The organism is Paenibacillus sp. J22FR21 (assembly GCF_056269135.1).
Genome location: NZ_JBWDNJ010000010.1, coordinates 98677 through 114359 on the forward strand (window position 1 = coordinate 98677; position 15683 = coordinate 114359).

The window sequence follows — 15683 nt, forward strand, 5'->3', positions numbered from 1 at the left end:
CTATCGCAGACTGGGCAGTTTCACAGCCCGCGAAAGGGAGCTGATGTACATGACAACGAATCGTTTGCGTACGCGGCTGGCCATCCTCGGCACAGCTGCCGCGCTCATTCTAACAGCAGGCACGGTATACGCGAATGGTACTGAAATGGCGATACCATCCTCTGACCAGCTGCAGGCGCAGCATGAACAGAAGCAAGAGCACTGGAGACATGACGATCACGGCAAAGGCCGTGAACACCGCGAGGCCCGTAAGCTGGAGCATCTGCAGAAAGCGGCTGTTTACTTCGGGATCTCAACCGAAGGGAAAACCGCAGAGCAATTGCAAGAAGAGCTGAAAGCTGCCATTAAGAAGAGTCCTACGAAGTGGGAGAAATTCAAGGCAGAGAAGAAAGCGGAGCGATTGGCACGTCTGCAGGAGAAAGCGACACGTCTGGGTATCAAGACGGAAGGGAAAACAGCCGAGCAGCTTCGCGAGGAACTTCACGCTGCCTGCAAGGAGCACGGCATGAAGAAGGACCACAAGGACCAGAAGTCCAAGTCTTATTCGGCTTCATAGTGGCCACAAACAACAAGGGTAGTCTCGGAAAGTTGCAAAAGCGACTTTCGAGGCTGCCCTTTTTTCTATTGTGGCTGGTATTGCTGAGCTTTCGCTTCTATGTATGCTGCAAGTTCCAAAGTCGCACGCTCAGCAAACAAACTAACTCGGTTCCCCCCTCGATGGATGGTAAGAGTGCGACAAACGAACGCTCACCACAGAAACCGAGGATGTGTGGTTCTGGGTACTACTCTTTACTCGTTTCCAGCGACTTTCGGTTTAACAGAAACCACGCCGAAATGAAGCTGAGAGTTCCAAAGTCGCACGCTCAGCAAACAGACTAACCCGACTCCCTCCGCGATGATGGTGAGAGTGCGATTAACGAACTCTCACCACCGAAACCACGTCAAAATGAAGCTGAGAGTTCCAAAGTCGCACTCTCCGCTAACAGACTAGCCCGGTTTCCCCCACGTAATCAGCTCCCAGATACCTGAATACCACCAAATAAGCCCTGTACGATCCGTTAGAGCTTCCCGCGAAATATATGCGATTAACAAGATCTAATTTGTTTTCGCAGATAGGAGTTCTTAAGAGTGCTGCTGAGGAAATGTTGCAGAATATGCATCAAATCCGACGTTCCGATGGGTAGAATTCCATTTATGTTGCAGATTCTGCAACAATTTTCCCATTGCAGCAGCAAAACACCATTTATGTTGCATGAAATGCAACACTTTCGCTCAAGACGAGTTCCCTCAGGTGGTCAAGCCAGGTAGGCGATCAAGGAGGAGTTCACGCAGGCAGCCAGACAGAGCCAATTTGCATGAAATGCAGCATTTTCGCTCAGAACGAGCTTCCGCAGGCAGCCAGACAGAGCCAATTTGCATGAAATGCAGCATTTTCGCTCAGAACGAGCTTCCGCAGGCGAGGCGAGGCGATGCCATGCCAGCAGCAGCAACTTGTGCCCCCTCTGAGCCCCTGGCCCTCCCCAAAACAAAGGAGCTAAGCGCATCCCAGCCGCTTAGCTCCTTTCGATTATACGTTAACCGCAGCCGCAGCCGGCGGTTGTGCCTGTATCTTGCGGAATACCTCGTAGCTTCTGCGAGCGCAATCCGAAATTGCAATCGGATGGAAGCCGGTCACTTCCGCGTACAGCTTGTCGTTAAGCGGTGTCGTCCAAGAAGCAGGCAGTGCGCCGGCCCCCAGCATCGCACCGAGGATGGAGCCGACAGTCGCGCCGTTGCAGTCCGTATCCCAGCCGCCGAGTACGGCTGTCGTAATGCCTTTCTCGAAATCGCCGCCGGAGTAAAGCAAGGCAGCCGCGCAGAGCGCCGCATTATTGTTCGTATGCACGGCATCGTAATGCTTGAACGCTTCCCAGATGCGGCTGACGAGCTCGACTTGATCCGTCGTCGAATTCGCAATCTCGATCGCGAATCGGACGTCCTCCGCGAGTCTGCTGCCCGCCGGGATAACGCTGAGCCCGATCTCTACGATGCGGCGAACGTCAGTCTCTACGAAAGCAGCGGCAATCATAGCCGAACAGAACATCGCGCCATAGATGCCGTTCTTCACATGGGAGAACGAGGAATCCTTCCAAGCGAGTTCCGCCGCCAGCTCAGGATTACCGGCAGCGCCATACGCGTAACCGTCAACGCGGATTTGCGCGCCGATCCATTCCCGGTACGGATTCAGGTAGGTTCGCACCCAATTCTTAGAGGCAAGCCGCTCTTCCGGGCTGGAATCGCCCATATGCGAGGTCACTTGGGCGAAGTTCAGATACGCCTGCGTTTCCGCCGTGCAGACTTGGGCGTAGCTGAGCTTGCGGTGCCACATTTTGCCGATATCCCACGAGTCGAAATCCGTTCCGCGTTCCTCCAGCATATGAAGGCCGAGCACGGTGTAGCGGATATCGTCATCCGTTTCCATGTAAGCGATATGCTCGCGTGTGCTCGCTTTGCACCACATGGCGATATGTAGATCCGGGTAGTCTTCAACACTGGCGGACTCGACAGGCGTATACCCTTGAATCGGCCAGGCATCCGCGCCTTCAAACCACAGCTTCACATTCGCCCAGCCGGGTCTGCCGCCGGAACCGTTCATGTACGGACCTGCTTCGAGCGGCTTGCCGAGCGCGCAGCCCGCGGAACGACCGAGCCATGCGCCGTTAAACTTATCGAGCCATTCACCGTCGGTCAGCGAAGGCGTAGCAACTGTCAGTCCTGCTGGGCTTTCGGCACGGATCGTTTCCAGATCGGAGGGCTCCGAATAAGGGAAATCCGCTCGAATCGGAAGTGCCATCAATTCGCTATAGATGTCCATCAGCGCGGACTCGTTATTACTATTCGCCTTAACCGCCTCCAGCTTCTCCGCAAACCCGGTCACATCACAGCCTTCTTCACCACGCTGCTTTATCTCTTCTTGAATCAGTGAAAATAAGGGAGCCCAACCTGCCATATAGCATTCACCAGTCCTCTCTAACGTATATATCTATTGTATCGGACAATAGATGATGCATCTTCTCACGGTACAGGCGGGAAACTCTCATTTTTTGCGGAAGCTGCATCCGGTGCGAGCCCGAGGGTTTGGCGAAAATGAACCGGTGAAATGCCTGTCGACTCCTTGAATACACGGTAAAAGGTAGCTAAACTTTGGAAGCCGCATTCGAACCCGATATGAGCCACCTGCTTGTCGGTTCCGGCCAGCAGCCGCTTCGCTTCTTGGACCCGAAGCATGGCCACATAGTCGGCGAATCGGCGGCCTGTAGTCTCGTGAAACACACGGCTCGCTCGAGACACGCTGATGCCGAGCTCCTGCGCAATATCTTGGAGACTGATCGATTCGCGGTAGCGCTGTTCAACCAGCGAGGCCAGCGCCTTGGTCTGATTGACCGATTGCACCATCATTCGCTGCTGCGAGGCGGTAAGTCCGCTATGGTAATGCCGCAAGAGCAGGCCGCACAGCTGGATGAGGGCACTCTTGGCCAGCGCGATGTAGCCCGGCTTACCTTCACGCAGCTCCCGTTCAATCGTCGTCATCCATGGCGCGATGGCCGCAGCAAGTGGAGTATCGGCGGCAATGAGGTTGCTGAAATGCTCTGAATGGTAAGAGAAGGGAAGCAGCAAGCTCGGATCTTCTTTCATGAGCAAGTCGCTGTCGAAATTCAGAAACAGATAGTGACTGGGATGAAGGGGATCCGACTGCGCAATATGCAGCTCCTCATTATTAACGAGGAAGAAGTCGCCTTCCCGGACATGATATTGTTTATTCCCAAAATAAAACGTCCCCGTCCCCGACAAACATAATCCCATTTCTAAACTTGTATGCGCATGCAAAGGCTGTCGATAGGCTTTAGGTGTCCAATAGAAGGCGTTAATCGGAATTTCATGCTCATACGTAATCGTAAGCTTCATTGCCGGAATTTCCTCCTTATCACAAAGCGATGATTGCGGGATAGCCCAAAAGACTCTCCTAATAGGGACAAACCAATTGTGCAGAATCGGTTTTGACGATACTATTGGGATAGATAAGAGGTGAAACATGCATCATATGCGCTTCAAATGGAGTTATCTTGCAGCAATTGCCGTATCCCTGGCGCTATGGGCGGCCATCATTATAGGCGTAAAGCAGCTGCTGGACTAGAAAGATGTCAATCGCACGGGCGTTTCCCGGAGCGAAAGGCATCTTTTTTAGTTTCACGATCATAGAATTCAAGCATATCATCTTGCAACAATCGGTCAACCAAATTACACTGATAGGCGAGTAGTACTAGGACTTTAAGTAGGCAGCAATGAAAGATGAACCTAAGGAGACAGTGGGATGAAGGCATTAAGCGCAAAGGAAAAATGGTCTTATGGATTAGGCGCACTTGGGCAAAACCTGATTTATGGTCTCGTAACTACATTCCTCATGGTTTTCTACACGGATGAGTTCGGCATTGATGCTGCGATCGTCGGCACGTTGTTTCTGATTGCACGGATATGGGATGCTGTGCTTGACCCGGTAGTGGCCGTGTTTATCGACCGCGCCAATACGAGATGGGGCAAATTCAAACCGTTCGTCCTGCTCGGAGGCGTGATCGTCGCATTGCTAACCGTAATGTGCTTCTACGCCCCTGACTTTAGCATGCCAATGAAGATTGTCTACATCTATGTCACGTACATGCTTTGGAACACGGCGTATTCCCTATTCGACGTACCGTATTGGTCCATTGCACCAACGCTCACGAACGATCCGGCAGAACGCACCAAAATTATTGCCTTTCCCAAAATCCTCGGTGCAGTCGGCATCATCATTGCCAGCGGTGCAGTCAGTCCGCTTGTGAAGGCGCTTGGCGGTGACAATGATGCAAACGGTTACTTGTGGACGGCGATTATATTTGCACTCATCTGTGTCTTACTTATCATGCTGATGTTCCGAAACACACACGAGCGATTAGTTGGAACAAGAGCAGAGCATGAGTCGCTGAAAGCCAGCGTAAACGTGGTCATTCGCAATAAACCGCTGCTTATTGTGACGCTTGCGAGCTTCTTCGCTACAACGCCGCTCGTGCTGAAGAATACGATGGCGATTTATTTTATGAAATATAATGTTGGCGACGAAGACAAGCTTCCGCTGTTTCTGTTAAGCGCGATGCTTCTGATGCTCTTGGCAATGGGCATCACGCCGAAGATAGCAGCGAAGAGAGGGAAGAAAACGACCTTCATTATCGGCGGTATTATTGGAATCGCTGCGAATCTGGTGCTCTTCTTTATCCAACCGGAGAATACAGCCGTTCTGTTCACTGTCAATGCGATCAGTATGTTCGGACTCGGCTTTATTCTTGTCCTAATTACATCCATGCAGGCGGATACCATTGAATATGCAGAGTGGAAGACGGGGAAACGCTCCGAGAGCATAGTGACCTCCGTCGGAACATTCAATGCGAAGCTTTGCTCTGCAATCGCAGGTGCAATAGCGGGATACGGACTTTCGCTGTCCGGCTATGTGGCTGATCAAGACCAAACCGATACCGTGCTGACAGGTATTCATGTGATGATGTCCATCTTACCGGCAATCGGCTTGCTGCTTTGTGTTCTATGTATATCGTTCTATCAACTATCTGAACGTCGTTACGCAGAGATGATGGTAAGCCTGAACGCCAGGAAGAAGGGTTCATAGATTATGACATAAAACCCCAGTCAATGTAGACAGCTTGTCATATAATACAGCATGTCTACTTGAAAGGAGTTGATGTGATTATGGCTTATTCAACAGGCGTAGTTACCAACACCAGAGCTTCCGGAACTGCGGCGACCAATATCGTCGTGAACACGAGAAATCTGGACACCGATGATTCCGTATGGATTACTGTACAAATATTCGCTTCTGTCGATTCCAGTGACTTCTATACGGCGTATTACTCCATGTACGAAGTACTTGAAGATTCGTACGACGTACGGGAATTTTATATTGCAGGGAATGTCACGTATGAAGTGCAATTGTCGGTGACTGTAGAAGCAGGGGTTCCGAATGCGCTAATGTCTGTAACCGGACTCGACGAATATGGAAACTTGGTCGAAGACCAGCGTTACACGCAAGCTGATCTTGCTTTCATTACCAGCCTTAGCCCTGTAATGCTGTAACACACATTAAGATGGCTCGTTTGCAGAAAACTGCGAACGAGCCATTTTTAGATTCCCCTTATTCCATAAGAAGTGCGATTAATCGGCTGACGGCATCATCCTGCCCATGCTGCCGCATACGTTCTTTGATCGCATCCCGATTGCTGTACAGCGAGGCAAGCCGCGATAAGAACGTTTCATCCGTCAGCTCCTCCTCCTGCAGCACCTCGCAATAACCGGATTGCCGGAACGATTCGGCATTTAGAATCTGATCGCCGCGGCTCGCATCCTTCGAAAGCGGAATGAGCAGCATCGGCTTGCAGAGCGCGAGAAACTCGAAGATCGAATTGGAGCCGGCCCGCGAAACGACGAGTTCCGTACATGCGAGCGCATCAGCCAGCTCATCATGGATATATTCATATTGCCGATAGCCGGGGATGCGGTCGAAGCTTGCGTCCAGCTCCCCTTTGCCGCATATATGAATGATTTGGTACGTGCGCGTGAGCTCAGCGACATTGCGCCGGATGGTTTCGTTGATGCGCTGGGAGCCGAGGCTTCCGCCCATAATGAGAAGGACAGGCTTCCCAGGTGTGAACTTGCACCACTTGATGCCTTTCCACGCGCTTCCCTCGCGCAGCTCGCTGCGTATGATCGGCCCGACATGAACGGCTTTGTCGCCTTTAATATGCTGGGCGGTCTCCGCGAAGGTGATGCAGATCCGCTTAGCGAATGGCCCAGCAATCCGATTAGCAAGGCCGGGGGTCAAATCCGATTCATGGATGATGACCGGCACCCGGTTCAACCAAGCGCCAATGACGACCGGAACGGAGACGAAGCCGCCTTTGGAGAAGAGCATGTCGGGCTTTAGTCCTCTAATGAGGCGGAATGCCTGGAAGACGCCTTTGACGACACGGAAAGGATCTTTCACATTTTCCAAATCGATGTAGCGGCGCAGCTTTCCTGTCGAGATGCCGTAATAATCGACGCCGGAGAGTCGGCTCACGAGCTGCTTCTCAATCCCGTTCTTCGAGCCGATATACGAGACCTTCCAGCCTCGATCGAGCAATGTGGGGATTAGTGCCGTATTGACGGTCACATGTCCCGCTGAGCCGCCGCCGGTAAACAGAATATGGCGCGGCTTCGTTTCCCGTGGAGAGGAAAGGGTTTGATTTGGCATGAGGGCACTCCTTGATAACATCATTATGACAAGCGTACCACAAGTTTCTATAAGTCGGGAGATAGCGAAGGACGTTACTGGACCATTTCCTATATCTTAGAACACTATGCGCGTATACAGCGCGAACATGACAAGGAAATCCATCACTATGTCTTGACTTTGAAAATGATATTCATTATCATGCAGTGTAGTGAAGAAATCTTTATCATCAGGGGGCAGTTACATTGTTTAAGACAAGTACGGTTAGAAAGTTTAGTTTGATCATGACGGGTTTGCTGGCATTGATGCTGGTTGTATCCGCGTGCGGCAACAAATCCGAGAATAACAGTGGCAACACCGCAACTGAGAACAGCGGCAACAACGCTGCTGAGAATACCGGCGACAACGCGGCAACTGAGCCTCCAACTGAGAAAGTAGTTAAGGACGGCATGGGCCATGATGTTACAATTCCTGCTGAGCCGAAGCGTATCCTCGCTTCTTATTTAGAAGATCCGGTAATAACGCTTGGTAAGACGCCTGTTGCTCAGTGGTCTGTTGCAAACGGCATTCAAGATTACCTGGCACCGCAATTGAAAGATGTACCTACAATTGGCTGGGATCTGCCGGTTGAGAATGTACTGAGCTTAACACCGGATCTCATCATCGTCGGTTCCGAGTCTGCTGTACAGAAGGGGCTTTATGAGCAATATGCGAAGATCGCTCCTACTTACGTACTTGGCGACAAAGTAAACAACGACTGGCGCGAAACTCTGAAGACAATCGGCGGCCTGCTCAATCAGAGCGACGATGCAGAGAAAGCAATTGCCGACTACGATCAGAAAGCAGCTGACACGAAAGCGAAGCTTGCCGGCGCGATCGATAAGCAGTCCGTAGCAGTTCTATGGCTCGTAGCGAAGAACTTCTATATCGTAGATGAAACGAAATCAAGCGGCGCGGTCCTGTACAAGGATCTTGGCGTAACGCCTCCGAACCTGGTTAACGAAATTCCGGAGAAGTCCAAAGCTTCTTGGAATCCGGTTGCGATGGAGAAGCTTGCGGAATTGACAGCCGATCACATCATTCTTGTGAACAGCGACAAAACCGATGCAGCTGAAACGTTGAAAAACCCAGTATGGAAGAACATCCCTGCTGTGAAGAACAACCATGTTTATGAAGTTCCGGCTTCAAGCGCATGGCTCTACTCCGGCAAAATCGCCGGCGAGCAAATGATGGACGATGCTGTTAAGCTGCTCGTGAAATAATAATTTAGAAGCGTGCAATCCTTTTCATTCCGATGAAGAGGAGCTGCACGCTTTTATTTTGCATCGGCAATATCGACACTGACAGCGGTTTCACCTTCTGTGCTATAATTGGAGTCGAAACGTTTCAATCCATATCGAGGCAGGATGACAGACTATGAATGTGTTGCGTAAGCTGCCGATCAGAGGGCAGATGTTCCTCATTGCAACTTTAACGATGGGCATGATTATCGCAATTCTGTTGTTTAACTACAGCCGAAGCGCGGCCTTTCTGACTAAGAACAACGAGGTCTATACAAACGATATGTTCAGCCAGATTGAACAAACGATTCTATCGAATTATGATGTAGTGAAATGGCTGACCTACAATGTCGCCTATAATAAATCGATCCAGGATTATTTGCTGGACGAGGATCCCTTGTCCAAGCTGCAGCGTTATCCGACGCTGAGGAATTTATTCATCAACTTATCTACGGTTAAGCCGGGGATCTTGGATTTCCTAATCATCGGTAAGAACGGCGAAACCTTCTCCCTGCAGGGCAGTACGCTGAGTCAGTTTAACGTCAAGATGCCGAAGAAGGCGGATTCGTATTTCTCTGCCATTCAAACCTGCAAAAACATAGGGCTCGAACGTTACTGCTTCGCTGTCGGTACGAACATTTTCTCCAGTGACATTCACAACAACTATACGAACGAGATCGGTCAGATCATCCTGCTTATCGACGCAGCTACACTTACCGGCGGCTATGACATCAAATCTCTCCAGCCCGGAACGAGCGTATACTTGCTGGATCGGAACAACACGATATTCATGAGCAATGCTCGTGATAAAATCGGACAACCGTTCCGCTTACCAAGCCACGAATCGGAAAGCGGCATTGTGCAGGTGGATGGCAAGCTGCAGCATATTCAAGTGAAGGAACTGCCCCAAATCGGCGGGAAATTCGTCCGTTTGATTCCGGATGATGTTTTCTTCAAGGATATCCGCAAGCTGCGCAAGCAGACGATGATTGCCTTAGGTGTCGGCATACTGCTGCTTATCATTCCGTTCGTGCTGATACTGAACAATATGATTTTGCCGCTGCGCAAACTCTATCATTATATGAGAATTCACCATAAGGACGATTTGAACAAAAGGCTGGATTTGCAAGGATCTACAGAAGCGGAAGTCATCGGCATCAGGTACAATCAGATGCTCTCGGACGTGCAGGATCTCACCGAGCAGCTGGTCGATTCGAACGAACGGCTGTTAAAGTCGGAAATTGAGAAGAAGCGCGCCGAGTTTGATTTTCTCAAGAGTCAGGTCAATCCGCATTTCCTCTACAATACGCTGGATACGATTCGCGGTCTTGCTTCCGAGCGCGGCGTGCCGGAGATTCGCGAGATGACCGGGGCTTTGTCTCGGATATTCCGATACAGTATCAAAGGTCAGGACACAGTTTTGCTGTCCGATGAAATCCGCATTGCAGAAGCGTATATGAACATTCAGATGATTCGCTTCTCGAACCGTTTTACCTTTCAGTGCGATATCCCGGAGAGCTTAAAGTCTGCTGTTGTACCGAAAATGATCCTGCAGCCCTTAGTCGAGAATGCCGTCTATCACGGGCTGGAACCGAGATATGAACAAGGCAAACTGACCATTACCGCTCACTACGATCTCAACAGCGGGCATGATCTGATTGTGATCGTCAGCGATGACGGCATTGGCATTGACGAGAAACGATTAGCTAGATTGAGGTACCAGCTTCATTCGGACCGTCAGATGAAGCCCGATGCCGCGAAGTCTGACGGCGTTGGACTGATGAATGTCCATCATCGCCTGCAATTTCATTATGACCATGATTATGGACTGGATATATGGAGCAAAGAAAATAGAGGCACCGTCGTTACGATCCGGATTCCCGTTCAAATGGTAGGAGGAGCTGACCATGTATAGAGCTATGATTGTCGATGATGAGCAGTGGGTCGTGAAGAATCTGCTGGATACCATCGAGTGGTCCCGTTTTGGCTTTGAGATCGTCGCTACCGAAACGCAAAGTCCAAGAGCGCTTGAGATCATGAAAGAGATCAATCCCGATTTGGCCTTCGTCGATATTCGGATGCCGCAGATCAGCGGCTTGGAGCTCATTAAGAAATGCAACGAGCTGCAGCTGGATACGCTCTTCATTGTCGTCAGCGGCTTCGCGGAGTTCTCGTACGTACAGAAATGCATGAATTTAGGAGCAATTGGGTATTGTCTGAAGCCAATTGAGGAAGAGGAGATCATTCCACTGCTCAAGAAAGCCAAAGAGAGGCTGGATGAACGTTCGGCCAAAGATGTGCCTTCTATGCTGGAATGGATTGTGGAGGATAAGCAAGACGGCAGTGAGCGAGTGATGAAGCTGCTGACCAATGCCGGCTTCGATGCTGCAAGCGGTTTACGTGTTGTTGTCGGTTTGGATGTTAACGACTTGAATCTGCTGCTTCGTCCATATCGGCATATGAGGCTGAGCGCAAGCGGGGGGAAGAGCGTATATATCGTAACGGAAGAGGATCAGCCGGAATCGCTTTACGGGCATTTGACAAATAGCAGCGCCACATTCCGCGGCATCGGGATCAGCGGATTATTCCATCACGTTGCAGAGCTGAAGGGAGCCATCGAGGATGCGGAGATGGCAGCCTTCCAATACTTTATAACCGGCCAGCCAACCGTGCTCCAAGTCGGTGAGTCGAAGGGCTTCTCGGATTTCAAACAGCTGCCCGCTGCACTTCAGAATCGGAATTTGACTGAATTGATGTCGCTATTCGAGCAATATGAGCAGTCGTTCCGTGCCGGCGCCTACCAGATCAAGCACGCCTTCTTCCTCCATAACACGGTATTAACGACCATTATACATTCGCAGAATAATGATTCAGAGAAGCTTGCCAGATACTTGCTGGTCGACTATGAACGATTAATCGAGCGATATCAGGATATCGCGGAATTAATCCAGGATTTGAAACGTATGTCAGGTGCTTACTTAGGCGGCATGTATCATCAAGGGCATTTCCGCAGCGAGTCATTCGTTGCCGTCATTGAGTACGTGAACAATCACTACCAGGAGAATCTATCGCTTCAGATGCTGGCTGATGAATTTTATATGAACCGGAATTATATCAGTCAGCTGTTTATCAAGCATGTCAGCCAATCGTTTACGGATTACTTGGCTGAGCTTCGCGTCCGTCATGCTTGTGAGCTGCTGAGGAACAGCAACCTGCCCATCCACCGTGTCGGGGAACGCGCGGGCTATCCGGATGCTTATTATTTCAGCAAAATATTCAAGAAGATCGTCGGCAAGACGCCAAGAGAATATCGAGTGAGTAAATAGGGACGGCATTCCGCCGTTCTTTTTTTATTGAACGAACGGAAATGGACAATTATTATTAGTTCTTGTCTATTTGTTAGATGTAAGCAGAATCCTAACGGAAAATGACCGATTCTGAATACAAAAGCTGCTATTCATTGTACATGGGAAGCGCTTTCATTTGCGGCTAATATAGTTCTATACCTTACAGAACAGCAGGTAAGACGACATACGTATATTGGAGATGGTTCATTTGAACGGTACAGTGCTATGGAAACGGATCTTGCAGTATAAAATGTTTTATTTGTTCTTAGTGCCCATTGTCGTTTACTACGCGATCTTCGCGTACATCCCCATGTACGGCGTCACGCTCTCCTTCAAGAAATTCATGTACAACAAAGGCATATTGGGCAGTCCATGGGTTGGGTTGGACAACTTCCGGTACATCTTCAAGTATTCCGATTTCTGGACGGCGTTCCAGAATACCATCGTCATCAGTATCGGCAGGCTCATCATCGAGTTTCCGATGGCGATTATCGTAGCCCTGCTGCTTAACGAGGTCGCAGGCTCCAAGCTGAAGAAGCTGTACCAAACCGTATTCACGTTTCCGCATTTCCTCTCCTGGGTCGTGCTTGGCGGTATTCTCGTGAATATCCTTGGCAACACAGGTGCGGTACATTTGGTGCTATCGCATATTGGCCTTGAGAATGTCAGTTTGCTATCCGATCCGGATACGTTCAGAGGGCTGCTGTACTCGACGAATATATGGAAGGAAGCAGGCTGGGGAGCCATTATCTATCTGGCCGCTATTGCCGGGATAAGTCCGGAGCTGTATGAGGCAGCTTATATGGATGGCGCTAACAGGTGGAAGCAGATGCTTCACATTACTTGGCCATCGATTAATGGGGTTGCTGCAATGATGCTGATTCTGGCTGTCAGCGGCATCATGAATGGCGGCTTCGATCAGATTTTCAACCTGTACAGTCCGGGCGTTTACGATGTGGCGGATATTCTCGATACGTTTATGTACCGATTATCGTTCTCCGGAAGAGTTAATCTTGGCTTCGGTATCATTACGGCAGTTGGATTGTTTAAGTCGGTTATCAGTTTGGCCCTCTTGCTGATTGCTAATTATTTCGTGAAACGTATGGGTCAGGAGGGGCTGATGTAATGGCAGAAACTACAGTTGTAAATCAGAACGTCGGCGGTCAAGAAGAGCATCGTTTGGCAAATAGGGGAAAGAGCAAAGCAGACATCCTACTGCATGCCCTATTTATCATCGCAGCAGTAGCGGCCATATTTCCGTTCTATACCGTATTAATCAGCTCATTCGGAACGCCGACCGGCTTGATCTGGCCGACGACTTTTACACTTGAGGGTTACGAGCAGATTATTAAGTACGGCGTCGGCAGAGCCTTCGCGGTCTCGATGTCTGTTACAATCCTAGGTACGTTAATCAGCTTGTTTCTAACGACGGTTGCCGCTTATGCGCTCAGCAAGAGAGGGATGCCGGGCTGGAAATATATTATGGGCTTCATTATCTTCACGATGTTCTTCGGAGGCGGCCTTATTCCGTACTACTTGACGATTAAAGGTGTTGGCTTACAGAACAGCTATTGGGTTATGATTCTCCCATCGGCGCTCAATACGTTCTATATTTGGATTATGCTCTCCTTCTTCCGGGATTTCCCGACGAGTCTGGAGGAGTCGGCCAAGATCGACGGGGCAGGCGATTTCGCGATCCTGATGCGCATCGTCATTCCGACCTCGATGCCGGTCATTGCTTCTATCTCGCTCTTCTACGCGGTGGATCGCTGGAACGATTGGTATACGCCGATGCTGTTCCTGACCGATGCGGATAAATATCCGATGCAGCTCATGCTGCGCAACATGTTGACTAGTATTTCTCAAATATTAAGCATGAATAACGGTGTATCGGTTATCGATCAATCGAAAGTGAAAATTCCACAGGATTCACTCAAAATGGCAGCAATTATGGTAACGAGCTTACCGATCATGGCCGTCTATCCCTTCCTGCAAAAGTATTTCACTAAGGGGGTGATGATCGGTTCGATCAAAGGTTAATTCCTTTGAAGCTGATTACCGGTACCGGGGCCTTGAAAGAAGATACATTACTTGAGGGGGATACAAGAGATATGAAGAACAAGAAAACTCTTACCGTAGGTCTTAGCACAGCGCTGCTTGCAACCACCTTGCTGGCAGGTTGCGGGTCGAATGCGGATACATCGAACAATTCAGGCAATTCAGCGGCAACGAACAATGCAGCGAACACGGGCAATGGGAATGCAGCCGAAGCCGATCTTTACAAAGAACATTTGGAAGTGTCCATTGCGTATTTTGACATCGCTTCCGCGATTAAAGATGGCCAACCGGACGATATGCTGAAGATGATTCAAGATAAATTCAATATCACAATCAAGCCGGTTAATGAATCGTGGAGCGATTACTCGGACAGAACGAAGCTGTGGGCCGCTTCCGGTCAACTGCCTGATGCCTTCTTCTCGGATGCGACAAGCGGTGACTTGTTCAATCAATGGGTCGATCAAGGGATCATAAAGCCGCTGCCGGACGATATGGGCAGATTTCCGAATCTGAAGAAATATATCGATCTTCCGGACGTTCAAGGCGCGAATGCAGCCGATGGCAAGAGCTACTTTGTGCCAAGGATGCTTGCTAACCGCAATGAGCTTCCGAACGACCGCGGCATTCTGATTCGTAAGGATTGGATGGAAGAGCTGGGGCTCAAAGATCCGACGACGTACGATGAGCTGAAGGTTGTATTGAAAACGCTGGCTGATAAGAAAGGCGTAATCGGACTTACGACGAATAACATCGGCTGGACGCATGACAGCGTCTTCCACAACGTTGCTCCTGGCGGCGGCTGGTGGCAGAAGGTAGACGGCCAATGGATTCCGGGCTGGATGACGGATGGCTATGCTGAAGTTGTTGAACGAGAGAGAGACCTGTTCAAATCCGGTCTGATGGATAAGGATTTCGCGGTTCCGAACATGGATGCTGACGGCAAGTTTAATCAAGGCAAGGCAGCTGCAATCGTCACTACGGTGAAAACAATGACAGGTATGATTCCGGGCTGGACAGCAGCTAACCCGGGTTCGAAAATTATCGATCACGTGAAAATTTTGCCGAACATTCCGGCAGCGGACGGCAAAAACTACTTGTACGGCTATTTTGACTACTGGTCCGGCACGCTCTTTAACGGTGAAGTTAGTGACGAGAAGCAAGAACGCATTCTGGCCCTGCTGGATTGGCTTGCGTCCCCGGAAGGTCAGAAGACCGTGTTCTACGGACTTGAAGGCGTTGATTGGGAGCCAAACGGCGATAAAATCACCAATAAACATTCTGGTGAAGAAGGCTTTGATCTAGCGAAGAAGTACCCGTCTTCAACCGTGTTCAACGGTCTATCCATCTGGGGTGACGGCGTGCGTTACATTGAAGGGTATGGTCCGTCGGAGACGGAGCAAGTACAACAGTACTTGGATGGCGTTGAGGCAGAAGCGCTGAAAACCGGTGAGAAAGCTCCAGTAAACTGGGTTGTCAATTCGTTTGCTAGCTCGCTTAGCACAGGCGGCGGAGACATTGATGGTTTGGTAACCAAGCTTGTTATGGGCAATGACGATATCAAAGCAGCGCTTAAGAAATTTGCCGATGAGCAAATGGGTCTTGGCTTGCAGGATGCCATTGATCAAGTGAACGAGAAGTTCAAGGATGAGAACTAAATAGCAGTATCATTGGAGTGGGAGCCTGAATGCGGGTTTCCACTCCAACCTT

General features: G+C 49.9%; 12 protein-coding genes. 9 read left to right on the plus strand and 3 right to left on the minus strand.

What is annotated here, in order from left to right; translation table 11 throughout:
- Positions 1-49 precede the first annotated feature (49 nt).
- Positions 50-556 carry a hypothetical protein gene (locus AC0YNS_RS27400; RefSeq protein WP_475784111.1) on the plus strand — a complete coding sequence of 169 codons (507 nt, stop codon included), beginning with the start codon at positions 50-52 and terminating at the stop codon, positions 554-556.
- Positions 557-1567: 1011 nt separating this feature from the next.
- Here AC0YNS_RS27400 and AC0YNS_RS27405 read toward each other — a convergent pair.
- Positions 1568-2989, minus strand: coding sequence for an ADP-ribosylglycohydrolase family protein (locus AC0YNS_RS27405; RefSeq protein WP_475784112.1), 1422 nt, complete (start codon positions 2987-2989; stop codon positions 1568-1570).
- 65 nt (positions 2990-3054) lie between these two features.
- The gene (locus AC0YNS_RS27410) at positions 3055-3945 is read right to left on the minus strand and encodes a helix-turn-helix transcriptional regulator (RefSeq protein ID WP_475784113.1); all 891 of its coding nucleotides are present in this window, start codon (positions 3943-3945) and stop codon (positions 3055-3057) included.
- Positions 3946-4351: 406 nt separating this feature from the next.
- Between AC0YNS_RS27410 and AC0YNS_RS27415 the strand changes: the two genes are divergently transcribed.
- Together AC0YNS_RS27415 and AC0YNS_RS27420 are read left to right on the plus strand one after the other, a co-directional pair.
- The gene (locus AC0YNS_RS27415; RefSeq protein WP_475784114.1) at positions 4352-5692 is read left to right on the plus strand and encodes an MFS transporter; all 1341 of its coding nucleotides are present in this window, start codon (positions 4352-4354) and stop codon (positions 5690-5692) included.
- Between the two features lie 80 nt (positions 5693-5772).
- Positions 5773-6156 carry a hypothetical protein gene (locus tag AC0YNS_RS27420; RefSeq protein ID WP_475784115.1) on the plus strand — a complete coding sequence of 128 codons (384 nt, stop codon included), beginning with the start codon at positions 5773-5775 and terminating at the stop codon, positions 6154-6156.
- Positions 6157-6214: 58 nt separating this feature from the next.
- On the opposite strand, the gene AC0YNS_RS27425 is transcribed toward AC0YNS_RS27420, so the two are convergent.
- On the minus strand, positions 6215-7312 hold the full coding sequence (locus AC0YNS_RS27425) for an undecaprenyldiphospho-muramoylpentapeptide beta-N-acetylglucosaminyltransferase (RefSeq protein WP_475784116.1): 1098 nt from the start codon (positions 7310-7312) through the stop codon (positions 6215-6217).
- A gap of 224 nt (positions 7313-7536) precedes the next feature.
- Between AC0YNS_RS27425 and AC0YNS_RS27430 the strand changes: the two genes are divergently transcribed.
- From AC0YNS_RS27430 to AC0YNS_RS27455, 6 genes are all read left to right on the plus strand, one after another.
- Complete coding sequence (locus AC0YNS_RS27430) at positions 7537-8553, plus strand: iron-hydroxamate ABC transporter substrate-binding protein (protein WP_475784117.1); 1017 nt, start codon at positions 7537-7539, stop codon at positions 8551-8553.
- Between the two features lie 154 nt (positions 8554-8707).
- On the plus strand, positions 8708-10486 hold the full coding sequence (locus AC0YNS_RS27435) for a sensor histidine kinase (RefSeq protein ID WP_475784118.1): 1779 nt from the start codon (positions 8708-8710) through the stop codon (positions 10484-10486).
- Positions 10479-11897, plus strand: a complete 1419-nt coding sequence (locus tag AC0YNS_RS27440) for a response regulator (protein ID WP_475784119.1) — start codon at positions 10479-10481, stop codon at positions 11895-11897. Before AC0YNS_RS27435 ends, AC0YNS_RS27440 begins: the two co-directional genes overlap by 8 nt.
- 229 nt (positions 11898-12126) lie before the next feature.
- Complete coding sequence (locus AC0YNS_RS27445) at positions 12127-13044, plus strand: ABC transporter permease (RefSeq protein WP_256208761.1); 918 nt, start codon at positions 12127-12129, stop codon at positions 13042-13044.
- Complete coding sequence (locus tag AC0YNS_RS27450; protein ID WP_475784120.1) at positions 13044-13958, plus strand: carbohydrate ABC transporter permease; 915 nt, start codon at positions 13044-13046, stop codon at positions 13956-13958. The genes AC0YNS_RS27445 and AC0YNS_RS27450 overlap by 1 nt, the downstream gene beginning before the upstream one ends.
- A 71-nt stretch (positions 13959-14029) precedes the next feature.
- Positions 14030-15631 carry an extracellular solute-binding protein gene (locus AC0YNS_RS27455; RefSeq protein ID WP_475784121.1) on the plus strand — a complete coding sequence of 534 codons (1602 nt, stop codon included), beginning with the start codon at positions 14030-14032 and terminating at the stop codon, positions 15629-15631.
- Positions 15632-15683 lie beyond the last annotated feature (52 nt).

Coding starts and splice junctions, on each gene's coding strand:
- AC0YNS_RS27400 (WP_475784111.1), top strand. CDS start 50: ATGACAACGAATCGTTTGCGTACGCGGCTGGCCATCCTCGGCACAGCT.
- AC0YNS_RS27405 (WP_475784112.1), bottom strand. CDS start 2,989: ATGGCAGGTTGGGCTCCCTTATTTTCACTGATTCAAGAAGAGATAAAG.
- AC0YNS_RS27410 (WP_475784113.1), bottom strand. CDS start 3,945: ATGAAGCTTACGATTACGTATGAGCATGAAATTCCGATTAACGCCTTC.
- AC0YNS_RS27415 (WP_475784114.1), top strand. CDS start 4,352: ATGAAGGCATTAAGCGCAAAGGAAAAATGGTCTTATGGATTAGGCGCA.
- AC0YNS_RS27420 (WP_475784115.1), top strand. CDS start 5,773: ATGGCTTATTCAACAGGCGTAGTTACCAACACCAGAGCTTCCGGAACT.
- AC0YNS_RS27425 (WP_475784116.1), bottom strand. CDS start 7,312: ATGCCAAATCAAACCCTTTCCTCTCCACGGGAAACGAAGCCGCGCCAT.
- AC0YNS_RS27435 (WP_475784118.1), top strand. CDS start 8,708: ATGAATGTGTTGCGTAAGCTGCCGATCAGAGGGCAGATGTTCCTCATT.
- AC0YNS_RS27440 (WP_475784119.1), top strand. CDS start 10,479: ATGTATAGAGCTATGATTGTCGATGATGAGCAGTGGGTCGTGAAGAAT.
- AC0YNS_RS27450 (WP_475784120.1), top strand. CDS start 13,044: ATGGCAGAAACTACAGTTGTAAATCAGAACGTCGGCGGTCAAGAAGAG.
- AC0YNS_RS27455 (WP_475784121.1), top strand. CDS start 14,030: ATGAAGAACAAGAAAACTCTTACCGTAGGTCTTAGCACAGCGCTGCTT.